This window comes from Pseudomonas jilinensis, assembly GCF_003586265.1.
GTDB classification, from domain to species: Bacteria; Pseudomonadota; Gammaproteobacteria; order Pseudomonadales; family Pseudomonadaceae; genus Halopseudomonas; species Halopseudomonas phragmitis.
This window is the reverse complement of the sequence record NZ_QJSA01000012.1, coordinates 1-23,921: the sequence shown is the minus strand read 5'-3', so window position 1 is coordinate 23,921 and position 23,921 is coordinate 1. Positions and strand designations below refer to the sequence as shown.

Genomic DNA, 23,921 nt, shown 5'->3' with positions numbered 1-23,921 from the left:
GCACTGCGCGCCCTGCGCTACCCCTCAGCATCATCCCTATCGGGAAATACAAAACCTGCTGGAGCTTTCCCTTTGAGATGCCAGGCAAAGGCAATGATCTCGGCGATGGTGCGGTACAGCTCCTCGGGAATTTGCTCGCCCAGATCCATGCGTGCCAGGATTCGCACCAGGTCAGCGTTCTGGTAGATCGGCACTTCGTAGTCCATGGCCAGTTGCACGATCTGCTCGGCCAGCTCGCCTTCGCCCTTGGCCGTCAGCGTCGGGGCTTGTTCACCGTCGTAGAGCAGGGCGATGGCTTCCTTGGGGTCATGCATCAGGTCACCTCGTCGATCCAACGTTGCTGCAGACTTTGGCGTGGCTCCGGCGGCAGGCCGGCATGACAGCTCAGCTCGGCAACTTCCAGGCCCTTGCCGAGCAGCCGGGTACGCAAATGGCCCAGCTCCTGCTCCAGCAGCGCCAGGGTGAGCGGTTGCTCGGTCCAGAATTCACTGCTGACCCGCCCGGCCTTCAGGCGGCTGATGCAGTGCAGGGGGCCGAGCTGATCCAGGTCGAAGGCCAGCCGGATTTCCCATTGCGGCTGCAACTCCTGAGCCTTGCGATTTGGCGCCGGGTCGTCTCGCTGGATACGTACTTGCACATGCTGGAACTGCTGGCCGTCGCGCAGCGGGATATCCAGCTGCCAGACTGTCTGGCTGCTGCCGTCGGCAAAGCTCTGGGTCTGCCCCAGGCTCTGGAACTGCTGGTGCTGGATGCGAGCCAATAGGGCTGCGGTCAAGCGCAGCAGGCTGCCCAGATCAGGCGCTTCGGCCAGATTGCTCAGCACCCGGTTCGGGAGTGGAAACAGCCCAGGTCTGACTGCGGGCAGGGCTTGCCATGGCCCGGGTGGCGGCAGTAATGGTGGCAGATGTGCGCCGGGCAGCTGGCGTTGGATTTGGGTCAGCAGATTGAGCAGGGCCAGCTTCAGATCGCTGCCTGGCAGGGCGGGTGCATCGCTGGCCGGAGTCATGCTGGCCAGCAGGGGCAGCAGTTTGTTCAGCGGCGGGAGGTTGTCGCCCTTGCTGCCCAGAGCCGTGGCCAGACGGGCCAGATCGGCTTCGAGAAAGATCCCGCTTTGGCGGATGGCCCGGTTCACGCCGGCTTCGCTGTTCAGTTGCGAGAGGTTGCTGATCTGCTCCAGCACCTGGCGCATGGCCGGTTGCAGCTCGCGGCCAGCGGCTGGCGGCTGGGCACTCAGGTTTTCGAGCAGGCGCAGCAGGGGCGCGGCTGAACCCTGAGCCATGAAACTGTCGCGCAGCCCCTGCATCAGGCCGAGCTGAAGCTGCTGGGTCTGGCTGCCGACCACCCGCAGTTCCCCGGCGGCGCCAACCTGGGCGGTCAGCAGGCTGCCGGGTTCCAGGGCGCGGCTGCTGACCAGGCTCAGCAGGGCACCGCTGGCACCGCCCTGCAACAGGCGCACAAGCAGAGCGAAGCGGGCCTGCTCGGCTTGGGCCGGTAGTGGCTGCTGACTCAGCACCCGGGCCTGGATCAGACTGCCGGCCGGAAACAGCGCCGGATCAAGCCGGGTCAGAGGCGCAGTGACCTGGGCTGGCAGCAGGCTGGCCGTAGCGCGGGTCTGGCTGATCAACTGAATCAGTAGTTGGGCGCCTTCGGGAAGCGCCTGGCGACTGTTGGCCAGGATCTCGCGCGGTGGCTGGCCGGCGAGCGCGGCCAGTCGCAACAGCAGCTCGAAGTGGGCTCCCTTGGCCTCGCTTTTGAGTACCTGGGCCTGAAGTTCAACGCCGTTTGGCAACCCTTGTGCGTCAATCGGACGCAGCAGTTCCAGAGGCACTGCACCCGGGTTGCTGGTTTGTCCGCTTAGCCCGCTGGTTGGCGGGCTTGCGACCGTTGGAGGTAAACGAAAGTCAGGGCTCATGCTGCCACATGTTGATATAAATCAGAGGCCTCTGGTGAGAGGCTGTATGTATAATGGCCCCCGTTGACGCGGCCGTAGACAGTATAGCGGCTGCAGCGGGGCAAACATGAGGGTTGTCCTGTTTATCCGGGCCGATGCGGAGTAATGGTGAAACCACAGCCGATACAGGTAGAGCGACTGACGTGTGAACGCGACCATCGGGAGCTGTTCGCCGGGCTGAGTTTCGAACTGGCCGCTGGTGAAGTGTTGCAGGTAGCTGGGCCAAACGGTTCGGGCAAGACCAGCCTGCTGCGGATTCTGGCCGGGCTGATGCCGCCGGTAGCCGGTGATATTCGTTATGCCGGCGAGTCGATTTTGAGCGGTCGTGGCCGCGAGCGCTGGCGCCAGGACTTGCTGTACATCGGTCATGCCCCGGCGATCAAGGGCAGTCTGACCGCCGAGGAAAACCTGGCCTGGCTGTGTGCACTTGGCACTCCGGCCAGCCGTGAACAGATTTGGGCGGCCCTGGCCCAGGTTGGGCTCAAGGGCTTTGAGGATGTGCTGTGCCACAACCTCTCGGCCGGGCAGCAGCGCCGTGTGGCTTTGGCCCGGCTGTATTTGCAGCCACCGCCGGTGTGGATTCTGGATGAACCCTTTACCGCTATCGACAAGGCCGGTGTTGCTGCGCTGGAGCAGCACGTATTGGCCCATGCGGCGGCTGGAGGCCTGGTGGTGCTGACTACCCACCACAGCCTGGATCATCTGGATGCGGTTCGTTGCCTCGATCTGCAGCAGGTGGCCTGATGCGACGGATTGTCTGGTTGTTGTTTTGCCGTGAGTGGCGCCTGGCCTGGCGTCGCCCCGGGGACTTGCTGAACCCTCTGGTGTTCTTCGCCATCGTGATCAGCCTGTTTCCACTGGCGGTGGGGCCGGAGCCGAGCATGCTGCGGATCATGGCCCCTGGGGTGATCTGGGTCGCGGCACTGCTGGCGACCCTGCTGTCACTCGATGGTTTGTTTCGCAGTGATTACGAGGATGGATCACTGGAGCAGTGGGTGCTGTCCGCTCATCCGCTGACACTGATGGTATTGGTCAAGGTGGCGCATCATTGGCTGGTATCAGGCTTGGCGCTGGTGATTCTGGCGCCGTTGTTCGGCCTGATGCTGGCTCTGCCGCCGCAGGTGCTGCCGGTCTTGTGCCTGACCCTGCTGCTGGGTACCCCGGTGCTCAGTCTGCTGGGCGCGGTGGGGGCGGCTTTGACGGTCGGCCTCAAGGGCGGCGGGTTGTTGCTGGCATTGTTGATCATGCCCCTGTATATCCCGGTGCTGATTTTGGGTACTGGCGCGATGGATGCCGCACTGCAGGGCCTGCCGGTCATGGGCTATGCCCTGTGGCTGGGTTGCCTGGCGGTTCTGGCGCTGAGCCTGGCGCCGCTGGCGATTGCCGCTGGCCTGCGTATCGGGGTGAGTGAATGAGGTTGGAGACGCGATGAACTGGAGTTTTTTCCACAAGCTGGGTTCGCCCAAGTGGTTCTACGATATCAGCGGCCGCTGGCTGCCCTGGTTCGTGCTGGCCACCGTGCTGCTGCTCAGTGTTGGGATCGTCTGGGGATTGGCGTTCGCCCCACAGGATTATCAGCAGGGCAACAGCTTCCGGATTATCTATATTCATGTGCCGGCAGCCTTCGTCGCTCAATCCTGCTACATCATGCTGGCAGTGGCCGGTATCATTACTCTGGTCTGGCGGATGAAACTGGCTGACGTGGCGCTGCGCTGCGCTGCTCCTATCGGTGCCTGGATGACCTTCATTGCCCTGATCACCGGAGCCATCTGGGGCAAACCGACCTGGGGCACCTACTGGGTCTGGGATGCGCGCCTGACTTCAATGCTGATTCTGTTGTTTCTGTATTTTGGCATCATCGCTCTGGGCCAGGCGATCAGCAACCGCGATACCGCAGCCAAGGCCACGGCCGTGCTGGCCATTGTCGGGGTGGTCAATATCCCGATCATCAAATATTCGGTGGATTGGTGGAATACCCTGCACCAGCCCGCCACCTTCAAGGTCACCGCCAAGCCGGCCATGCCGATCGAGATGTGGTTCCCGCTGCTGCTGACAGTGCTCGGCTTCTATGCCCTGTTTACCGTCAGCCTGCTGATGCGCATGCGGGTTGAAACCCTGCGGCGCGAGGGCAAGACCCGCTGGGCGCGTGAAGCTCTGGAGAAAATGTCATGAGCGGTTTGTCTGAATTCTTGGCGATGGGTGGGCACGGCCCCTATGTCTGGTCGGCCTACGCCATCACCTTCGTGGTATTGGCGCTGAATGTGTTGGAGCCCTGGGTGGCGCGTCGGCGTCTGGTAAGTGAAGAGGCGCGTCGTCGGCGCCGGGAGGAGGTGTGATGCATCCGCAGCGAAAGAAACGTCTGGCGCTGATTCTGTTGGTCGTGTTGGGCGTTGGGGTAGCCGTAGGGTTGGCGTTGACCGCTCTGAAGCAGAACATCAATCTGTTCTATACCCCGACAGAAATTGCTGAGGGACAAGCCCCCCTGGATACTCGCATTCGCGCCGGCGGCATGGTCGTGGCCGGTAGCGTCAAACGGGCCAGCGACAGTCTGGATGTCGAATTTGCCGTAACCGATGGCAACAAGCAGGTGGTGATTGCCTACAGCGGGATTCTGCCCGACCTGTTCCGCGAGGGGCAGGGCATCGTCGCGCTGGGGCGGCTGAATGAAGGTCGCATGCTGGTCGCCGATGAGGTGCTGGCCAAGCACGATGAGGAATACATGCCGCCGGAAGTGGCGCAGGCGCTGGAACGCGTCAACCACATGTCCGTCAATGGCGCCTCGGCGTCCGGTTACTGAGTTGGAGGCAGGATGATTCCCGAACTTGGCCAGGTCGCCCTGATCATTGCATTGGCGCTGGCACTGCTACAATCGACGCTTCCTCTGTATGGCGCCTGGCGTGGCGATGCATTGACTATGAGCTTTGCCCAGCCGGCGGCGGTGGGGCAGTTTGTGTTCATTCTGCTGGCCTATATCTGTCTGACCCATGCCTTCATGGTCCATGACTTCAGCGTGACCTATGTGGCGCTGAACTCCAATAGCGCCTTGCCCTGGTACTACCGTTTCAGCGCGGTTTGGGCCGGGCATGAAGGCTCACTGCTGCTGTGGGCACTGATTCTGGCGAGCTGGACGTTTGCCGTGGCGATCTTCTCCCGTCACCTGCCACCGGAAATGCTCAGCCGGGTATTGGCCGTCATGGGTATGATCAGTGTCGGTTTCCTGCTGTTCACTCTGATGACCTCCAACCCCTTTGATCGGCAGTTGCCCTATCACCCGGTCGATGGCAAGGATCTCAACCCGCTGCTGCAGGACTTTGGCCTGATCGTCCACCCGCCGATGCTGTACATGGGTTACGTCGGCTTCTCGGTGGCCTTTGCTTTCGCCATCGCCGCTTTGCTCGGTGGCCGGCTGGATGCTGCCTGGGCGCGCTGGTCGCGGCCCTGGACCATTGTGGCCTGGGCGTTTCTGAGCCTGGGCATCGTGCTGGGCTCCTGGTGGGCCTATTATGAGCTGGGCTGGGGCGGCTGGTGGTTCTGGGACCCGGTTGAAAACGCTTCCTTCATGCCCTGGCTAGTTGGTACCGCGCTGATTCACTCGCTGGCGGTGACCGAAAAGCGCGGGGTGTTCAAGAGCTGGACCGTGCTGCTGGCGATTGCCGCCTTCTCGCTCAGCCTGCTGGGCACCTTCCTGGTGCGCTCGGGCGTGCTGACCTCGGTACACGCCTTTGCCACCGATCCGGAACGGGGGGTATTCATCCTTGGCTTCCTGCTGGTGGTGGTCGGTGGCTCGCTGCTGCTCTACGCCCTGCGGGCTCCTGTGGTCAAAAGCCAGATCGGCTTTGCCCTGTGGTCGCGGGAAACCTTTCTGCTGATCAATAACGTGATTCTGGTGGTCGCGGCGCTGATGGTACTGCTCGGTACTCTCTATCCGCTGGCGCTGGATGCGCTGACCGGCACCCTGGTCTCGGTCGGCCCGCCGTACTTCAATACGCTGTTCCTGCCACTGATGGCGATCCTGATGGTGGCTCTGGGCGTCGGTATGCTCAGCCGCTGGAAGGACACCCCGGTCAAGTGGCTGTTCAGCCAGCTCAAATGGGTCGCGATTCTGTCGGCCATCGGCGCGATTGTCCTGGCACTGTGGATTGCTGACCACTATGTCGCGGTGGGCAGCATGCTGCTGCTGGTGTTCTGGGTCACTGGCATGAGCCTGGTCGATATCCGCAACAAGACTCGCAACAAGGGCCTGGCCAAAGGTCTGCGTGCCTTGCCGCGCAGCTACTGGGGCATGATCCTGGCGCATCTGGGCATGGCTGTATGTGCGGTCGGTGTGGTCGGTGCCAGCCTGTTCGACAGCCAGCGTGACCTGCGTATGGCGCCGGGCGATCAGCTTGAGCTGGGCGGCTACCGCTTCGTCTATATCGAGCCCAGCCACCGCGAAGGCTCCAACTGGGTGTCCGACAAGGTGGTGCTGGAGGTATTCAAGGGTGAGCGCCGGATTACCACCCTGCGTCCCGAGAAGCGCCTGTACACCGTGCAGAACCAGCTCATGACCGAGGCGGCGATCCACGCCGGGTTCACCCGCGACCTGTTTGTCGCCATGGGTGAGCCGCTGGGCAATGACGCCTGGGCCATGCGTGTGCATATCAAGCCGTTTGTGCGCTGGATCTGGCTGGGCGGCCTGTTCATGACCTTCGGTGGGTTGCTGGCGGCCAGTGACAAACGCTACCGGCTCAAGCTGCGTGAACAGCGCACCCAGCCGGCCCAACCGGCCCAACCGGCCGGGGAGGTGATCTGATGCGCAGACTGATTTTGTTGGTGCCGCTGGTGCTTTTTGTGGCCGGTACCTTGTTCTTCTATCAAACCCTGAGAGAGCGGCAAGCCTCTGAAATACGCCAGAGCTCGATTGAGCTGCCGTCGCCGCTGATTGGCAAGCCGCTGCCAGCCTTCGAGCTGGAGGATGTCAAGGATGCCCAGCGGCGTATCACCGCCGCCGACCTCAAGGGGCCGGCGCTGGTCAACGTCTGGGCCACCTGGTGCGTGGCCTGCCGGGTCGAGCATCCGGTGCTCAACCGTCTGGCCGAGCAGGGCGTGGTCATCTACGGCATCAACTACAAGGACGACAACGCCTCCGCCCAGCGCTGGCTGCGCGATCTGCACGATCCCTACCAGATCAATGTCAGCGACCCGCAGGGGCGTCTCGGTCTGGATCTGGGTGTCTATGGCGCCCCCGAGACCTTCCTGATCGATGCTGACGGGATCATCCGCTACAAGTTCATCGGCGTGATCGATGACCGGGTCTGGGAGCGTGAGCTTGAACCGCGCTATCAGGCTCTGCTTGAGGGAGGCATCTGATGCGTAAGCTGCTCTGTGCGCTCGCCCTGTTGTGCGTCGGCGCCCTGGCCCATGCCGCCATCGACACCTACGATTTCGACAGCGAAGACCAGCGTCAACGTTTCTACCGGATCAGCAGCGAGCTGCGCTGCCCGCTGTGTCAGAACCAGAACATTGCCGATTCCAATGCGCCGATTGCCACTGACTTGCGCGGTGAAGTCTATCGGTTGCTGGATGAGGGTCGCACTGACAAGGAAATCGTCGAGCACATGGTGGCCCGCTATGGCGAGTTCGTTCGCTATCGGCCGGTCCTGACCGTGGAAACCATGGTGCTGTGGTTCGCCCCGGCGGTATTTCTATTGGCTGGTTTCGTCATTTTGCTGGTGATGGTACGCCGTCGCCAAAAGGCGCTGAACAACGCTCAGGCCAGTGAGCTGGACGAGCAAGAGCGTGAGCGCCTGCAAGCCCTGTTGGAGAAGAAGACCCGCGATGACTGATTTCTGGTTGTTCAGTGCCCTGCTGCTGGTGGCGGGGATAGTGGTTGTGCTCTGGCCGTTGTGGCAGCGCGGACGCCAGGCCACGGTTGATCGTACCGCGTTGAACGTTGCGCTGTTCGAGGAACGTCTGGCCGAACTGGAAGGTCAGCGCGGCGCCGGTGAAATTTCCGAAGAGCAATACCAGCAGACCCGTCAGGAAGCCAGTCGCCTGCTGCTGGAAGATACCGCCGAAGCCGATCAGCGCCAGCGCCCGCGCGTAGCCGGAACACCGGCTCTACTGGTGGTCGCCGCGATCCTCATGGTGCCGCTGGTACTGGTGCTCTACAGCAGTTGGGGTAACCCGGCTGGACTGGCTCTGTACCGTGAACTGCAGGAGCGCCCGCAGGTCGAGAGCCTGGAAGCGTTGATCGACCGGATGGAGCGGATTACCGAGGTCCAGCCGCAGAATGGTGAAGCCTGGTTCATGCTTGGTCGGGCTTACATGAATGCCCAGCAGCCGGAGCAGGCTGTCAGAGCCTTTGGCTTGAGTGTCGAGCGCCTGGGTGAGCGCCCGGAAGTGCTGGCCCAGTTGGCCCAGGCCCGCTACTTTGCTGCCGGCAACCAGCTCGATGCGCAATCGGTAGCAGCGCTGGACAAGGCGTTGGAAATGGAGCCGCGTGAGCCGACCGCCCTGGGCCTGTTGGGCATTGCCGCCTTCGAGTCGGCTGACTACAGCGGTGCTATCGCATATTGGGAACGCCTGCTGGCTGGCATGCCACCGGGTAGCAGTGGGGCCGAAGCGATTCAGGGTGGTATCGAGCGGGCTCGGCAGCGGCTGGGGCAGCCAGCTCCTGCCGTGGATGAAGTGGCCGAGCAGGCAGTGATCCGGGTGCGTCTGGAGATTGATCCGCAAATTGCGGCCGGTCTGGATGATGGCGCGGTAGTCTTTCTGTTCGCCCGCGACCCGAACGGGCCACCCATGCCGCTGGTTGCCAAGCGTTTCGCCATGGATGAGTTGCCTGCCGAGGTTGAGTTGAGCGCTGCCGACGCCATGCTGCCCGGAGTAACGCTCACCCCTGGTCAGTCACTGCAACTGGTGGCCCGGGTCTCGCCCGATGGCGATGCCTTGAGCGGCAGCCATCAGGGTCGTACCGATAATGTCGAAGTGGGCGCCCAGCAGCGGGTACTGGTCAAGGTCGACCAGCCGCTGTAACTACACCCATCCTCAATCGAGTCCTGTTTGCGCCGGCAGGCAATCGCCGGCGCTATGGGTATTTGCCTACATGGCGAATACCACTCCCATCAGTACATAGCTCAGCAACGTCACCAGCACGATACCAATCAGGTTCAGGGCAAAGCCGGCGCGGATCATGTCGCCGATATGCATGTGCCCGCTGGCGAACACGATGGCATTGGGTGGGGTCGCCACCGGCATCATGAACGCGCAACTGGCGGCAATCGCAGCCGGCACGGTGAACAGAATCGGCGAGACTCCCTGACCCATGGCCAGCGCCCCCAGCAGCGGCAGGAAGGCGGCTGCGGTGGCAGTATTGCTGGTCACCTCGGTGAGGAAAATGATAACCGCCGTTACCACCACGATCATCGCCAGCGCCGGCAGCATGCCAAGAATCGACAGGCTTTCGGCAATCCACTGGGCTAGCCCTGAGCTGGTGATCACGCCCGCCAGGGTCAGGCCGCCACCAAACAGCAGCAGCACGCCCCAGGGCATATCCTTGGCTGTTTCCCAGTCCATCAGAAAGGTCCGCTCACGCAGGCTGACCGGCACCAGAAACAGGATGATGGCCGCGGCGATGGCGATCACGGTATCGTTCAGCCAGGGCAGCAGGTTCTGCGACAGCAGCGGCTGAAAAATCCAGGCCATGGCGGTCAGGCTGAAGATCAGCGCCACCAGCTTTTCCGCCTTGCTCATGGCGCCCAGTTCGAGCAACTGCTGACGCAGCATCTCGCTGCTGTCGCTCTGGTCGCTGAGGCCGAACGGACGGCGGGTCAGCCACCACCAGATCGCCACCAGCATGCTCAGAGCCACCGGCACGCCGATCATCATCCACTGGGCGAAGCCGACATCGATACCCTGGTTGTCGCTCAGATAAGCAGCCAGCAGGGCATTGGGCGGCGTGCCGATCAAGGTGGCGATGCCGCCGACGCTGGCGGCATAGGCAATACCCAGCAACAGGGCCACGGCAAACCGACGTACCGACTCGCTGTCTTCCTGCTCCAGCAAAGTGATTACCGACAGTCCGATCGGCAGCATCATGATAGTGGTGGCGGTATTGCTCACCCACATGCTGAGAAAGGCCGTGGCCAGCATGAAACCGGCAATCTGGTTGCGCGGTTTGCTGCCGACGGCCAGCAACGTCGCCAGGGCAATGCGCTTGTGCAGGTTCCAGCGCTGCATCGCCAGCCCCAGCACGAAGCCACCCATAAACAGGAAGATGATCGGGTTGGCATAAGGGCCGGTGGCCTGGGCCACGCTGCCCAGGCCCAGTGCCGGAATCAGCGGAATGGGCAGCAGTGCGGTGGCCGGGATCGGGATCGCCTCGGTTGACCACCAGGTAGCCATCAACAGCATCAGGCCGGCAGTGTTCCAGGCGGCTTCGCTCATCCCCCCTGGTGCCGGCAGCAGCAGAGTGATCAGCAAAAACGCCGGGCCCAGCAACAGGCCGATGCGACGTGCGAGCGGAAGCCCTTGTGGGGCCGGTGGAGTCAGGGTCGCTGACATGGTGTGTTTCCTTTACTGTGGTAAATCAGAATTGAACTTCCGGCAAAGTCAGAGCCAACAGCGCTCCCAGCAAACCTATACCAGAGAGTAGCAACAACATGCCGGCCGCACCGATCAGACTGCTGAGCAGGCCGAACAGTCCGGTGGCCAGCAGGATCAGGCCAATAACGCTGTTGCCGACCGCCACGTAGTCGGTGCGCTTGTTGCCGCCGGCCATGTCCAGAACGTAGGTCTTGCGCCCGACCCGCACACCGCTGTGGGCGATACCGAGCACGAAGAACGCCAGAGGGAACAGCCAGGCATGCAGGCTGGCCGGCAGAGCAGCCCAGAGATGAATGGCGATCACCAGCGGACCAAGCAGGCTGGCCAGAAAGGCGGCATAGATCATGACCTGGCGGCTGGAACGGTCGGACAGGCTGCCCCAGACATAGGCGCTCAGGCTGCTGGCCAGTCCATTGGCGACCAGAAAGGCGCCCAGCATGCTCAGCCCGGTGCTCAGTTGCTGGCCGAGCAGCACGTAGTAGGGGGCCGATAGCGCCGAGCACAGCAGCAGCGCCCGGGTAATCACGAAACGCCGGAACGGCTGATCATGGCGTAGCAGGCTCAGGCTGCTCCAGGCCTTCTCGATGGCATTGCCGCCGCCGTCGGTGGCGCCGGGCGCTTCTTCGATGCGCTGATAAATCAGGGCCGCCAACAGCCAGAGCATCGCGGCGGCGATCAATAGTGCGGCGTAAAACAGCATGTCGTCATCGGCCGGGGGCCAGATCAGGCAGTACAGGCCAAACCCCAGTGCCAGCCAGCCGGACAGGCTGGTGGCCAGGCCGTTCATTCGCCCGCGCCGGGTTTTCGGTACGGTCTTGCCGATCACATCCTTGCTGGCTACCGAGCACAGTCCGCGGGCCAGGCTGAAGACAATCAGGCAGGCGATAATCAGCGTCCCGGCCAGGGTGCCCTCGGTCAGCCAGGCGGCCAGCCCCATGGCAACCAGCGCCGTAGCCTGGAGCAGGCTGCCCAGCACCCAGATGCCCTTGCGCCGGGCGTAGCGGCGGATGCGGGCGGCAATGAACAGTTGCGGCAGCATTGAGCCGGACTCGCGGATCGGCACCAGCCAGGCGATCAGTGCCACCGGCGCGCCGACCACACCCAGGAGCCAGGCCAGGATGGTCTTGGGGTTGGTCAGCGTATCGCCGAGGCTGGTCAGGGTGGTGGCGAACACCTGGCGGAAAAAATTCTGCGGCACATCGCTGCAGGCGCTGTCGGGGATGTCCTTGCAGACCCGGGCGTCTTCCTGCTCAATCAGCCGGTTGTAGAGGCTTTCCAGTTTGGGGTCGAGATTCATGTGGGGCGGGGTGACCGTGCCAGATAAAACCTCGAATTCTGCCGTAGCGCGGTTGCTTTGGCCACCTTTGTGGTCCAACAGTTGTCGCTGACCGGCATAGCAGGTAAAAATGCGTCTTTGTTGTCATTCACTGCATCACGATCAAGGACAGGCCGATCAATGCGACTCAAGTGCATCAAGCTGGCAGGCTTCAAATCCTTTGTCGATCCCACCACGGTCTACTTCCCGACCAACATGGGCGCAGTGGTTGGCCCCAATGGCTGCGGCAAATCCAACATTATCGATGCGGTGCGCTGGGTTATGGGTGAGAGCTCGGCCAAGAACCTGCGCGGCGAGTCGATGACCGATGTCATCTTCAATGGCTCCAACAGCCGCAAGCCGGTAGGCCAGGCCTCAATCGAGCTGGTATTCGATAATAGTGACGGCACGCTTCAGGGCGAGTACGCGGGATACAACGAAATCTCCATTCGCCGCAAGGTTACCCGCGAAGCCCAGAACCAATATTTTCTCAACGGCACCAAGTGCCGGCGCCGAGACATCACCGACATCTTCCTCGGCACCGGCCTTGGGCCACGCAGCTACTCGATCATCGAGCAGGGCATGATCTCCAAACTGATCGAGGCCAAGCCCGATGAACTGCGATTGTTTATCGAGGAAGCTGCCGGCATCTCCAAATACAAGGAGCGTCGGCGCGAAACCGAAAACCGTATCCGCCGCACCCATGAGAACCTGGCGCGCCTGACCGACTTGCGCGACGAGCTTGAGCGGCAACTGGCGCACCTGCATCGTCAGGCTCAGGCGGCAGAGAAGTACAAGGAATTCAAGGCCGAGGAGCGCCAGCTCAAGGCTCAGTTGCAGGCGCTGCGCTGGCAGACGCTGGACGCCCAGGCCGGCGAGCGTGAGCACCGGGTGCGGGATCTGGAGATTGCTCTGGAAGCCCTGATTGCCGAACAGCGCAATGCCGACAGCGAAATCGAAAAGCAGCGTGACCAGCACAGTGATCTGACCGAACGCTTCAATCAGGTACAGGCTCGTTATTACAGCGTTGGCGCCGATATCAGCCGGATCGAGCAGGCCCTGCAGTTCAATCGCGACCGCCAGCGCCAGTTGCACGAAGATATCGAGCAGGCCGAACAGGCTTGGCAGGAAGCGCAAAGTCACCTGACCCAGGACCAGGCGCTGCTCGCCGATCTGCACAACGAACTGGCGCAGATTGAGCCAGAGCTGGAAATGGCTGGCGCTGCCGACGAAGACACCACCAGCGCACTGCTGGCCGCCGAAGAGGCGATGCAGGCCTGGCAGACGGCCTGGGACCAGTTCAACCAGTCAGCCGCCACTCCGCGTCAGCAGGCCGAGGTCGAGCAGTCGCGCATTCGCCATCTGGAACAGGCTATCGAACGCCTTGGCGAACGCATCCAGCGGCTCGAAGATGAGCGCACGACGCTGGCCTCCGGACCGCTGGATGACGAACTGGCGGAACTGGCCGAACAACTGGCCGAACTGGATCTGCGCAGCGAAACCGAACAGCAGCAACTGGACGACCTGGGCGAGCGCCTGCGCCAGGAGCGCGACACCCTCAACGCGCTGAGCCAGGAACAGGATATCCGGCGCGGTGAGATTCAGCGCGGCAACGGCCGTCTGGCATCGCTGGAAGCCTTGCAGCAGGCAGCCCTGGACCATGGCCAGGGTGTGCGCCAATGGCTCGAGCAGCAGGGTCTGGGCCAGCTCAGTCAGCTGGCAGAACGGCTGCAGGTCGAGCCGGGTTGGGAACGCGCGGTTGAAACTGTGCTGGCCGATGACCTGCAGGCCGTCAGTCTGGATGATCTTGGCGCTTTAGCTGACAGCCTGGAAGGCTTCGATCAGGGCCATCTGCGCCTGATCGAACACCGCGCCCTGACTCAGGCGGGCAGCCCGCTTGAGGCCGCTTTGCTGAGCAAGGTAACCAGTACACTGGACCTGAGTCCCTGGTTGGCTCAGGTCGGCACGGTGGCCAGTCTCGATGAAGCCTTGGCCCGGCGTGGCAATTTGCAGGCCAATCAGTCGCTGATCACTGCCGACGGGCATTGGGTCGGACCCAACTGGCTCCGCCTGCGGCGCGGCGATGCCGGTGAGACCGGCGTTCTGGCCCGCCAGCAGGAAATCGAGCAACTGCAGCTTGAACTGGAAACCCAGGAAGCACGTTTGCAGGAGGCTGATGAACGGCTGAGTGGCCTGCGGGAACTGATTCGCAGCCTGGAGCAGCAGCGCGACAGTCTTCAGCAGGGACTGGCCCGACTGGGCCGCGAGCAGGGCGAACTCAAGGCCCAGTGGTCGGCCCGCCAGGTGCGTCTGGAGCAGATCAATGCCCGGCGTCAGCGCATTAATGATGACCTGGAAGACATCAAGGCCCAGCGCGCCGAAGAGCTTGAGCAGGTCGGTGAGGCACGTCTGAGCCTGCAGGAAGCGCTGGACCGAATGGCTGAAGATTCCAGCCAGCGTGAGAGCCTGCTGGCCCAGCGCGACCAGGTACGTGAGAACCTGGATCATGCCCGCCAGCACTCCCGCCAGCACAAGGACCGGGCCCATCAGTTGGCCCTGCGGGTCCAGTCGCTGCGGGCTCAGCAGGACTCTACCCAGCAGGGGCTCGATCGCCTCAACGCGCAGATCGAGCGTCTGGCCGAGCGGCGTGAACAATTGCGCATGACCCTGGAAGAAAGCCAGGCCCCGGAAGACGATCAACGCATTGAGCTGGAATCACTGCTGGAGCAGCGCATCAGTGTCGAGCAGGAACTGGCCCAGGCCCGCGAAGCGCTGGAGCTGGTCGACCAGCAGATGCGCGAGCAGGACCGCCGCCGCAGTCAGGCCGAACAGCAGGCCCAGGTACTGCGTACCCAGCTCGATGAGCAACGGCTGATCGCCCGCGATCTGCAGACCCGCCGTCAGGGCCTGCAGGAGCAACTGCTGGAGGCCGGCTATGATCTGCAAGGAGTTATCGCCAGCCTGCCAGAAGGCGCCGCCGAGGCCGACTGGGAACAGCAACTGGCCCAGCTTGACGCCCGCATCCAGCGTCTTGGCGCGATCAACCTGGCGGCGATCGACGAATATCAGCAGCAATCCGAGCGCAAACGCTACCTGGATGCCCAGAATGCCGACCTTGAAGAAGCGCTCAATACCCTGGAACAGGTGATCCGCAAGATCGACCGGGAAACCCGCAGCCGCTTCAAGGAGACCTTCGACAAGATCAATCATGGTTTGCAGTCGCTGTTCCCCAAGGTCTTTGGTGGCGGCCATGCCTACCTGGAGCTAACCGGCGACGACCTGCTTGATACTGGGGTGGCGATCATGGCCCGCCCACCGGGCAAGAAGAACAGCACCATCCACCTGCTGTCGGGTGGCGAAAAGGCCTTGACCGCCATCGCCCTGGTATTTTCGATCTTCCAGCTCAACCCGGCACCGTTCTGCATGCTCGACGAAGTCGATGCGCCACTCGACGACGCCAACGTCGGACGTTACGCGCGGATGGTCAAGGAGATGTCAGACCGGGTGCAATTCATTTACATTACCCATAACAAGATTGCGATGGAGATGGCCGACCAGTTGCTGGGTGTAACCATGCATGAACCTGGCTGCTCCAGGCTGGTCACAGTGAATGTGGAAGAGGCCGCCGCGTTGGCGGCAGTTTGAAGTTACGCGCGGGCATGATAGTGTCCGCCCATAGACACCGGTGAGGCGTCATAACGCCATTACTGGTACTGGATGAATACAACAGGAACAGGTTATTCATGGATTTTGGTTTGCGTGAGTGGCTCATCATCATCGGCCTTTTGGTGATCGCCGGCATTCTGTTCGATGGCTGGCGACGCATGGGTGGTCGATCTCGTATCCGCTTCAAATTGGAACGCAACCTCAAGGACTTGCCGGGGGACGACGGCAACGATGAATTGCTCGGCCCGCCGCGGGTCGTGGGGCAGCGTGAACGGGAGCGGGCCGAACCCTCGTTTGGTGATGATCCAGCGCTGCGCGAGGATCAGTTGGGCGAGCATGGCGAATGGCGCGAGCCTCAGCAGGTCGGGCTCGACCTGGAAGAACCGGCGCCCATGTTGCTTGATCCGGTTACTGATGAATCGCCGGCAGTGGCCAGAGCACAGTCAGCCAAACCGGCCGCGCAGTCTGCACCTGTACAAAAGACCCAGCCCAGCCCGCCCAAGGACCAGCCACCGGTAGAGGAGGTGCTGGTAATCAACGTGGTCTCGCGCGCTGAAGAAGGCTTTGCCGGCTCGGCGTTGATGCAGAGCATCATGGAAAGCGGCCTGCGTTTTGGCGAAATGGATATTTTCCACCGCCACGAAAGCATGAGCGGCAATGGCGATGTGCTGTTTTCCATGGCCAACGCCCTCAAGCCCGGAACCTTTGACCTGGACGAACTGGACAACAGCCATGTGCGTGCGGTGAGCTTCTTCATGGGCCTGCCGGGCCCACGCCACCCCAAACAGGCACTGGACCTGATGATCGCCGCCGCGCGCAAGCTGTCCCATGAGCTGGGTGGTGATCTGAAGGACGAGCAGCGCAGCGTGCTGACCGCTCAGACCATAGAGCATTACCGCCTGCGCATTGCCGAGTTTGAGCGTAAGCACTACGGCATGCGCCGCTAGGGAGCCTCTGCCTCTTCGGCCTGCACTGCATCGCGCCTGCAAGGCTCTCCTACCGTCCACACCCGGGTAGGAGCGGCCCGCGGCCGCGAATCAGCCCCATACCAGCCCGCACTTGCTACAATCACGCCTTCGATTCACGGCTGACTGACACTCATGACCCAGACCCCTGATCCGGCCCAGCGCGTCTTTGAATTGCGCGAACAGCTCGACGCCCACAACTATCGCTACTACGTGCTCGATGAGCCGAGCATCCCGGACGCTGAGTACGATCGCCTGTTCAACGAACTCAAGGCGCTGGAGGTGGACAATCCGCAATTGGTCACTCCGGACTCGCCGACTCAGCGAGTCGGTGGTGCCGCGTTGTCCGAGTTTGGCGAGGTGCGCCATGAAGTGCCCATGCTCAGTCTTGGCAACGCCTTCGAGGAAGACGATCTGCGTGCCTTCGACCGCCGTGTGCGTGAAGGCCTGGACCTGCCGGACGGTGATTTGTTCGGTGGTGGCGCCGAAGTTGATTACTGCTGCGAACCCAAGCTCGACGGTCTGGCCGTCAGCCTGCTGTACGAAAACGGTCATCTGGTGCGCGGTGCCACTCGCGGTGATGGCAGCACCGGCGAAGACATCAGCGTCAATGTCCGTACCATCCGCAATGTCCCGCTGAAACTGCGGGGCGAGGGCTGGCCAGCGGTGCTGGAAGTACGTGGCGAAGTATTCATGAGCAAGGCCGGCTTCGAGGCCCTGAATGAGCGCCAGCGTGAAGCCGGAGCCAAGACCTTTGCCAACCCGCGCAACGCCGCTGCCGGCTCGCTGCGCCAGCTCGATCCCAACATCACCGCCAACCGGCCGCTGGAGTTCTGCTGCTACGGCATCGGCAAGGTTGAGGGCGAGCTGGCCGACACCCAGATCGGTATTCTTGAGCAGTTGCGTGGCTGGGGCCTGGCGATCAGCCGTGAACTGAAGCTGGCGCACGGGGTAGAGCAATGCCTGGCCTATTACCGCGATATCGGCGAGCGCCGTGCCGGGTTGGGGTACGAGATCGACGGGGTGGTGTTCAAGGTCAACCAGTTGGCTTATCAGCGCGAGCTGGGCTTTCGCGCCCGTGAGCCGCGCTGGGCCATCGCCCATAAGTTTCCGGCGATGGAAGAGGTTACCGAACTGCTGGACGTTGAATTCCAGGTGGGCCGCACCGGTGCGGTCACCCCGGTAGCGCGTCTGAAACCGGTCCAGGTGGCTGGCGTTACCGTATCCAACGCCACCCTGCACAATATGGACGAAGTAGCGCGCCTGGGCCTGATGATCGGCGACAGCGTGATCATCCGCCGTGCCGGAGACGTGATCCCGCAGGTCATGCAGGTGGTTGTCGAGCGCCGCCCGGCCGATGCCCGGCCAGTAGTAATCCCCGAGCACTGCCCAGTGTGTGGCTCGGCGGTTGAGCGCACCCAACTGGTCAAGCGTGGCAAGGCTGGCCAGACCACCAGCGAAGGCTCGGTGTACCGCTGCGTCGGCCGCCTGACCTGCCAGGCCCAGCTCAAACAATCGATCATCCACTTCGTCTCGCGACGGGCCATGGACATCGACGGCCTGGGCGAAAAAATCGTTGAACAACTGGTGGATACCGGACTGGTCAGCTCGCCGGCTGATCTGTACCTGCTGACCTATGAACAGGTCATCGCCCTGGAGGGCTTTGCCGAGCTGTCGAGCAAGAACCTGCTGAGTTCAATCCAGGCCAGCAAGCAACCGACCCTGGCGCGCTTTATCTTCGCCCTCGGTATTCCCGATGTTGGTGAGGAAACCGCCAAGTTGCTGGCTCGTGCGCTCGGCTCGCTCGAGCGTATCAGCCAGGCGCTGCCCGAGGTGCTGGTGTACCTGCCGGATGTGGGGCTGGAAGTGGCCCACGAGATTCACAGCTTCTTTGCCGATGAGCACAACCGCACGGTGATTCGCCAACTGCTCGAACGTGGAGTCAGCTTGCAGGAAGAGGGCGCTATCGCCGCTGAATATGCCGCCAGCGTCAGCCTGGCCGAGTTTATCGAACGGCTCAACATTCCGGGTGTTGCCAAGACCGGCGCTGAGCGTTTGGCCAGCCGCTTTGGCAGCCTGGCAAAGCTGATGGACGCCGAATGGCTGGAACTCAAGCAGGTCGAACGCTTTACCGAAAAGGCCCAAAGCAGCCTGCGTGAGTGGTTCCGCAATGACGCCAAGCGCCGGCATGCCCTGGCCATCGAAGCGCAGCTACGCGAATTCGGCATGCACTGGGACAGCCCCAAGGCCGAGGCGGGTGAAGGGCAGCCGCTGGCCGGCCAGACCTGGGTGTTGACCGGCACCCTGGAAACCTTCTCCCGTGATGTGGCCAAGGAGCATCTGGAAAGTCTGGGGGCCAAGGTTGCCGGCAGCGTCTCGGCCAAGACCCATTGCGTGGTTGCTGGCCCGGGCGCCGGCAGCAAGCTGGCCAAGGCCGAACAGTTGGGGGTAACTGTGTGGAGCGAACAACAGTTGCTCGATCTGCTGGCCAGCCACGGCATCAGCGCGTGAACGCTCATGTGATCCTGGCCCCGATGGAAGGGCTGGTGGATGCGCCGATGCGCGACGTGCTGACCCGCATCGGCGGCATCGACTGGTGCGTCAGCGAGTTTATCCGTGTTACCGGCGGGCCGCTGCATCGCCCGGCCGTGCAACGCCTGGTGCCGGAAATGGACCATGGCTGGCAGACCCCAAACGGTACCCCGGTACGCGCCCAGCTGCTGGGCTCCGACCTGCGCTGGATGGCCTACAACGCCACGTTGCTGGCTGAACTTGGCGCGCCGGTGGTGGATCTGAACTTCGGCTGCCCGGCCAAGACCGTCAATCGCCACCGCGGCGGCGCCGTCCTGTTGCAGGAACCACAGATGCTGTTCGAGCTGACCCGCGCCGTGCGCGAGGCGGTGCCCGCCAGTGTGCCGGTTACCGCCAAGATGCGCCTGGGCTACAGCGATACCAGCCTGACCCTGGATTGTGCCAAGGCCCTGGCCGATGCCGGTGCCGCGGAAATCGTCGTGCATGGGCGGACCAAGACCGAAGGTTACAAGCCGCTGGTGCACTGGGACTGGATCGCCCGCGTGCGTGAGGCTGTCAGCGTGCCGGTGATTGCCAATGGCGAGGTCTGGACGCTGGAGGACTATCAACGCATTCGTCAGGACAGCGGCTGCGCACACGTCATGCTCGGGCGCGGGCTGGTGTCACGCCCTGACCTGGCCCTGCAGATTCGTCAATGGCAGGTCGGTGAACCAACCCAGCCGTTGGACTGGGCAAGCCTGCAGCCCTGGCTGCTCGAGTTTTACCGCCAGGTCCGCGAGCGGGTGGTTGACCGTCACGCCCCCGGGCGCTTCAAGCAGTGGCTGGGCATGCTCACTCGCGGCTACCCCGAAGCCCAGGCCCTGTTCGATCAGTTGCGACGGGAAACCAACGCCGATGCGGTAGGCTTAGCCTTGCAGCCAGAGGCTGTGAGATTGGCGGGCTGATCAAACAAAAGGTGGCATATCGGTCGAGTTTTAGCACTATCGCGGCAAATTTCCGGCCCAGGCGTTCACAGCCCGGGCCGGCAGCGTAGACTGGCAAATACAACAAACTTCCGGCAAGTGGAGCGGAATCGTGCCAGTTCAAGCTATGCAAACCATTGACTCACCACATGTTTTCTATCGCCGTGTGATCTTTGAGGTCAGCACCAGCGAATGCCGTGTGGCGATGGAAGACGAGCATCACTTCTTCGTCCTCAACATTGGTCATGACGGTCAACGCATCACCTCAGTCAGCAGTGACGCGCGGCGCACACCCTGGTCAATCTGCCCGCAGGCCGAACGCAAGTTGCAGGAGTTTGTTGGCCAGCCGCTGCGTCAGCGGATTGCGGTCAATCTGGCGGATATCGACGGCAAACAGCAATGCACCCACCAATATGATCTGCTGATGGTGGCGCTGTCTCAGGCGCTCAGACCGGGGCGGCGCGAATATGTCGCCAAGGTGGTGGGTGCCATGCACGAACATCGGCATGCCGAGCTGTTCCTTGATGGTGAAAAACTGCTCGACTGGCGCCTGCGCGGCACCAGGATCGAGAGTCAGGACGCCTTCGATCAGCGAGACCTGCGCACCCTCATGTCCTGGGCTGAAGCCAGCCTCGACGATCAAACCCTGGAAGCCTTATACGTGCAGCGCCGCGCCGTGATGGTGGCTGCCAGCAAGGGCTTCAATCTGGATATGATTGCCAACGCCGGCGTGGCCATGAAAGCCCGGGCCGGTGCCTGCTTCGTATTCCAGCCAGAACGCGCCGACAGCGCCCTGCGCATCATCGGCAGTACCCGCGGTGACGTACACCATGCCGATGATTTGCTCACCGAGTGGGGCAAAGCCCGCTAGGCTTGCTGTGTCACCGGCCGGCCCGGCACCACCCGTACAATGGCATTGAGCAACATCCCGTACAACGGCACGAACAACGCCATACTGATCGCCAGCTTGATCACATAATCAACCGTGGCAATCTCCACCCAGTTGGCTGCCATGAACGGATCACTGCTCTGCCAGAAAGCCACCGAGAAGAACAAATAGGTATCCAGCAGATTGCCCAGCACGGTCGAAGCCGCCGGCGCCACCCACCACTGGCGCAACCCGCGCAGGCGGTCGAACACCTGCACATCAAGCAACTGCCCCAGCGCATAGGCCAGGAAACTGGCCAGCGCGATGCGGAACACGAAACCATTGAACTCGCCCAGCGCCGCCAGCCCACCAAAGCGTCCGTCATGGAACAGCACCGACACCACATAGGATGCCACCAGCGCCGGCAGCATGACCCGGGCAATCACCCGTCGGGCAACACTTTTGCCCATCAGCCGGACACTCAGGTCGGTCGCCAGAAAGATAAACGGGAAGCTGAACGCGCCCCAGGTGGTATGCCAGCCGAACAGCGTGATCGGCAACTGCACCAGGTAGTTGCTGGCAATGATGATAAGAATGTGAAAAGCAACAAGACCGGCCACAACCTGTCGGTTGACCGATACGGGAATCAACGGCATATGATGTCCTTTTTGAATCAAATGGGGTGAGGGAACCCATTGCCACAGCCACCATGGCTGCGTGCGGCGTGCATTCTAGCGGTTTGTAGTAGGGAAGGGTAGGTTTGGCGGAGCAGCGCTGCTCCTAAGCCAAGCCATCATGCATTGCTGATCTCGATAAACCACTTGGGCTGCATGGCCTCAAAATCCTGGCGCACATTGGAAGGCAGGTAACTGGCCGAATCCAGCACCAAGGGATGACCATCGATGCGCTTGAACACAACCCAATGCCAGAAGTTCTTGCCGTCTTCCTGATGATGCTTGATAGACAGCAACGCCAGATCCGGCAATGCCTCCCAGCTATCAAACGGAATTTCATCCCTGGAGGTCTCAACCCCGGCGCTGGACAGCAGACGACGAACATACTGGGTATCTGACCACAGAGAGGTATCCGCGGCATGAATGCCCATGGCGTTGGCAATGGCTTTCATCTCTGCATAGGTTTTGCCAAGGATATTGGCCACCGATGCAATCCCGCAGCCTGTGACTTCTTCCTGTACTACCGGTTTATGCACGGATTGGCTCCTTAAACTGCCCTGTAATCCACATGCTGCAATACATTAACAAGCTTCCCAAAAGGATCGCGAACATAGAACCGGCGGACACCCCATGGCTCGCTTGCTGGCCCATATTCAATCTTGATGTTCGCGGTCTTCACGCGCTCCAATGCTGTTTCCAGGCAATCAACCTCTATGGAAAGGTCGGGAACCGGCGTGCCAGAACCACCCTCCGAAGCCACGCTTAGCTGCGTAGTCATCTTTTCGCCAGAGCTGTAGGTTCTTATCCAGCCATGATCCATCACCACGTCAAGCCCAAAAATAGCGGAATAGAAGCTCTCGGCTTCTGAGGGGGTAGCAGTGGCAATGTTGTAGACGATGCGTTTGACCTTCATCTGTTCCTCCCTGAGTTTGGTTACGTTTCAGTACCAGACCAACCCTTTATAGGGTGATTTCTCTAGCTCAGCATTGATGCCGATGATCATACGGCTGACCCAAAAACGCCGTGCCTGCGTTCGTTAGTCTTGGGCTGCGAATGCTTCATGGTACGACACTTCCGCTTCCGGAAATTTGTCTGTAAACGACAGTGCCTGAAAATACTCAGCAGGAACGCCGGGATAAGTCAGACCATCGACGGCCTTGAATCCGAAACGACCATAATAAGCAGGATCACCAAGTACTACACACCCAGCCGCACCCATTGCTTTAAGTGAGGCAAGGGAGCTTTTCATTAACTTGGAACCAATGCCGCGCCCTTGATGCTCGGGGAGAACAGATATTGGCCCAAGTCCGAACCAGCCTTCTGCACCGTTGGAAAGCGTAACTGGCGAAATAGCGACATGGCCGACTAAATCTCCGTCAGCCCTGGCAACCTGAGAGATTGTTAGCGCTCCAGCGCGGCGAAGAGCATCAACAATATATTGTTCGGTATGGCCAGTATGTGGAGCATTTAAAAACGCTTGCTCAGTAATCTGATGTATTTTTTCTGCATCACCGGAGCTTTCATTGCTAATTTGAATATCCAATCTCGACCTCTTGGGATAGTTAACGTCGTGCACAACGGCGGCAGCGAAGCTGACGTCCGGCGCCAACAGACGAGAATTGATGCACTTTGTTATGCAGTTTAATCACCGGATTCGACTGAAATATCAAAGTGTAGGACCTCTTCTCGCAGCCCAAGCTTGGTATATAGCGCGATTGCCGGCTCGTCTTCCACGCCGGTATCAGCCTGAACGAAAATGACATAGGCACCTCGATCAGCCGCTATCACTTTTAGCCTCTCAATCAAGGCCGTCGCTATTCCCTTTCTCCGGTGCTCCGATGACACAGCAAGGTCGTATATGTAGATCTCACTGCGCTCTTGCTCGAATTTTTTCAGTTCGTATGCTGCAATTCCACCGACAACATCTATACCTTCTAATGCTGCCAGCGCTATAAAAGAATCACCGCTGAGCAAACCTTTCAGATAGTCTGCACTTGGGCGTTTTTCAGTATAGGTGGGCATGTCCTTGAACGCTTCGCCGAAGCTTGTCGACAAAGCCATCATCAGGCCAACGTCATTTGACGTGAGTTGGCGAATTTCTACTAGCATCGACAGCTCCTAACTGCATAACGTTTGGTCAAGGGGCGGGCTTTAGCCCGTCCCGGCGAGCGGAGCGTGGACGTCCCCCGATGCAGTGGACACTCCTAGCCTATGATTAGAGCATAGGAGGAATGCTATGAGTAGCCAGCGTTACACCCCGGAATTCAAAGACGAAGCCAGATTCTCGAATGATTTCTGAAACTCCCAGCACGACCATCAATGACAGGAACAGCGGGGCCACTATAAGCCACACTGACTCTGAATCCAGGTCCGTGAAGTACTGGTCCTACCCACGAAAAATA

23 protein-coding genes are annotated in these 23,921 nt (G+C 61.3%); 14 read left to right on the top strand and 9 right to left on the bottom strand.

Annotated features, from left to right (window positions below; genetic code table 11):
- Positions 1 to 17: 17 nt before the first annotated feature.
- Both C2846_RS13635 and fliK read right to left on the bottom strand, forming a co-directional pair.
- Complete coding sequence (locus C2846_RS13635) at positions 18 to 314, bottom strand: EscU/YscU/HrcU family type III secretion system export apparatus switch protein (protein ID WP_080051104.1); 297 nt, start codon at positions 312 to 314, stop codon at positions 18 to 20.
- The gene (fliK, locus tag C2846_RS13630) at positions 314 to 1,828 is read right to left on the bottom strand and encodes a flagellar hook-length control protein FliK (protein ID WP_165443826.1); all 1,515 of its coding nucleotides are present in this window, start codon (positions 1,826 to 1,828) and stop codon (positions 314 to 316) included. The genes C2846_RS13635 and fliK overlap by 1 nt, the downstream gene beginning before the upstream one ends.
- 228 nt (positions 1,829 to 2,056) lie before the next feature.
- Between fliK and ccmA the strand changes: the two genes are divergently transcribed.
- The 9 genes from ccmA to ccmI are packed head-to-tail and all read left to right on the top strand — an operon-like array spanning position 2,057 to position 8,968.
- On the top strand, positions 2,057 to 2,695 hold the full coding sequence (ccmA, locus tag C2846_RS13625) for a cytochrome c biogenesis heme-transporting ATPase CcmA (RefSeq protein ID WP_119701685.1): 639 nt from the start codon (positions 2,057 to 2,059) through the stop codon (positions 2,693 to 2,695).
- Positions 2,695 to 3,366 carry a heme exporter protein CcmB gene (gene ccmB, locus C2846_RS13620; protein ID WP_080051101.1) on the top strand — a complete coding sequence of 224 codons (672 nt, stop codon included), beginning with the start codon at positions 2,695 to 2,697 and terminating at the stop codon, positions 3,364 to 3,366. Before ccmA ends, ccmB begins: the two co-directional genes overlap by 1 nt.
- Positions 3,367 to 3,379: 13 nt before the next feature.
- The gene (locus C2846_RS13615) at positions 3,380 to 4,123 is read left to right on the top strand and encodes a heme ABC transporter permease (RefSeq protein ID WP_119701684.1); all 744 of its coding nucleotides are present in this window, start codon (positions 3,380 to 3,382) and stop codon (positions 4,121 to 4,123) included.
- The gene (gene ccmD, locus C2846_RS13610; protein WP_080051099.1) at positions 4,120 to 4,287 is read left to right on the top strand and encodes a heme exporter protein CcmD; all 168 of its coding nucleotides are present in this window, start codon (positions 4,120 to 4,122) and stop codon (positions 4,285 to 4,287) included. The genes C2846_RS13615 and ccmD overlap by 4 nt, the downstream gene beginning before the upstream one ends.
- Positions 4,287 to 4,748, top strand: a complete 462-nt coding sequence (gene ccmE / locus C2846_RS13605) for a cytochrome c maturation protein CcmE (RefSeq protein ID WP_080051098.1) — start codon at positions 4,287 to 4,289, stop codon at positions 4,746 to 4,748. The genes ccmD and ccmE overlap by 1 nt, the downstream gene beginning before the upstream one ends.
- Before the next feature lie 12 nt (positions 4,749 to 4,760).
- The gene (locus C2846_RS13600; RefSeq protein ID WP_119701683.1) at positions 4,761 to 6,743 is read left to right on the top strand and encodes a heme lyase CcmF/NrfE family subunit; all 1,983 of its coding nucleotides are present in this window, start codon (positions 4,761 to 4,763) and stop codon (positions 6,741 to 6,743) included.
- Positions 6,743 to 7,300 (top strand): DsbE family thiol:disulfide interchange protein, encoded by a 558-nt coding sequence (locus C2846_RS13595; protein WP_119701682.1) that lies wholly within the window; start codon positions 6,743 to 6,745, stop codon positions 7,298 to 7,300. Before C2846_RS13600 ends, C2846_RS13595 begins: the two co-directional genes overlap by 1 nt.
- Positions 7,300 to 7,776: a cytochrome c-type biogenesis protein gene (locus C2846_RS13590; RefSeq protein ID WP_095624571.1), complete on the top strand. Its 477-nt coding sequence runs from the start codon at positions 7,300 to 7,302 to the stop codon at positions 7,774 to 7,776. The genes C2846_RS13595 and C2846_RS13590 overlap by 1 nt, the downstream gene beginning before the upstream one ends.
- Positions 7,769 to 8,968 (top strand): c-type cytochrome biogenesis protein CcmI, encoded by a 1,200-nt coding sequence (gene ccmI, locus C2846_RS13585; protein WP_119701681.1) that lies wholly within the window; start codon positions 7,769 to 7,771, stop codon positions 8,966 to 8,968. Before C2846_RS13590 ends, ccmI begins: the two co-directional genes overlap by 8 nt.
- A gap of 66 nt (positions 8,969 to 9,034) precedes the next feature.
- Here ccmI and C2846_RS13580 read toward each other — a convergent pair whose 3' ends face one another.
- Entirely contained in the window at positions 9,035 to 10,495 is a 1,461-nt protein-coding gene (locus C2846_RS13580; RefSeq protein ID WP_080051093.1) for an SLC13 family permease, read from the bottom strand.
- 25 nt (positions 10,496 to 10,520) lie between these two features.
- Positions 10,521 to 11,834 carry an MFS transporter gene (locus C2846_RS13575; protein ID WP_119701680.1) on the bottom strand — a complete coding sequence of 438 codons (1,314 nt, stop codon included), beginning with the start codon at positions 11,832 to 11,834 and terminating at the stop codon, positions 10,521 to 10,523.
- Positions 11,835 to 11,993: 159 nt separating this feature from the next.
- On the opposite strand from C2846_RS13575, the gene smc reads away from it, so the two are divergent.
- The 5 genes from smc (at position 11,994) to C2846_RS13550 (ending at position 20,848) form a co-directional block, all read left to right on the top strand.
- On the top strand, positions 11,994 to 15,497 hold the full coding sequence (gene smc / locus C2846_RS13570; protein WP_119701679.1) for a chromosome segregation protein SMC: 3,504 nt from the start codon (positions 11,994 to 11,996) through the stop codon (positions 15,495 to 15,497).
- A 98-nt stretch (positions 15,498 to 15,595) separates the two neighbouring features.
- Positions 15,596 to 16,465, top strand: coding sequence for a cell division protein ZipA (zipA, locus tag C2846_RS13565; protein ID WP_119701678.1), 870 nt, complete (start codon positions 15,596 to 15,598; stop codon positions 16,463 to 16,465).
- A gap of 153 nt (positions 16,466 to 16,618) precedes the next feature.
- Positions 16,619 to 18,994 carry an NAD-dependent DNA ligase LigA gene (ligA, locus tag C2846_RS13560; RefSeq protein ID WP_119701677.1) on the top strand — a complete coding sequence of 792 codons (2,376 nt, stop codon included), beginning with the start codon at positions 16,619 to 16,621 and terminating at the stop codon, positions 18,992 to 18,994.
- A gap of 23 nt (positions 18,995 to 19,017) precedes the next feature.
- Positions 19,018 to 19,959, top strand: a complete 942-nt coding sequence (locus tag C2846_RS13555) for a tRNA dihydrouridine synthase (protein ID WP_119701752.1) — start codon at positions 19,018 to 19,020, stop codon at positions 19,957 to 19,959.
- 130 nt (positions 19,960 to 20,089) lie between these two features.
- Positions 20,090 to 20,848, top strand: a complete 759-nt coding sequence (locus C2846_RS13550) for a DUF2889 domain-containing protein (RefSeq protein ID WP_131038220.1) — start codon at positions 20,090 to 20,092, stop codon at positions 20,846 to 20,848.
- On the opposite strand, the gene C2846_RS13545 is transcribed toward C2846_RS13550, so the two are convergent.
- From C2846_RS13545 to C2846_RS13525, 5 genes are all read right to left on the bottom strand, one after another.
- Positions 20,845 to 21,501 carry a 7-cyano-7-deazaguanine/7-aminomethyl-7-deazaguanine transporter gene (locus tag C2846_RS13545; protein WP_119701675.1) on the bottom strand — a complete coding sequence of 219 codons (657 nt, stop codon included), beginning with the start codon at positions 21,499 to 21,501 and terminating at the stop codon, positions 20,845 to 20,847. The two genes, C2846_RS13550 and C2846_RS13545, sit on opposite strands and share 4 nt — an antisense overlap.
- A 137-nt stretch (positions 21,502 to 21,638) precedes the next feature.
- The gene (locus C2846_RS13540; protein WP_119701674.1) at positions 21,639 to 22,055 is read right to left on the bottom strand and encodes a hypothetical protein; all 417 of its coding nucleotides are present in this window, start codon (positions 22,053 to 22,055) and stop codon (positions 21,639 to 21,641) included.
- Positions 22,056 to 22,066: 11 nt separating this feature from the next.
- Positions 22,067 to 22,432 (bottom strand): VOC family protein, encoded by a 366-nt coding sequence (locus C2846_RS13535; RefSeq protein WP_119701673.1) that lies wholly within the window; start codon positions 22,430 to 22,432, stop codon positions 22,067 to 22,069.
- 123 nt (positions 22,433 to 22,555) lie between these two features.
- On the bottom strand, positions 22,556 to 23,062 hold the full coding sequence (locus C2846_RS13530) for a GNAT family N-acetyltransferase (RefSeq protein ID WP_119701672.1): 507 nt from the start codon (positions 23,060 to 23,062) through the stop codon (positions 22,556 to 22,558).
- A gap of 98 nt (positions 23,063 to 23,160) precedes the next feature.
- Positions 23,161 to 23,628, bottom strand: a complete 468-nt coding sequence (locus C2846_RS13525; protein ID WP_119701671.1) for an AAC(3)-I family aminoglycoside N-acetyltransferase — start codon at positions 23,626 to 23,628, stop codon at positions 23,161 to 23,163.
- Between the last annotated feature and the right edge of the window lie 293 nt (positions 23,629 to 23,921).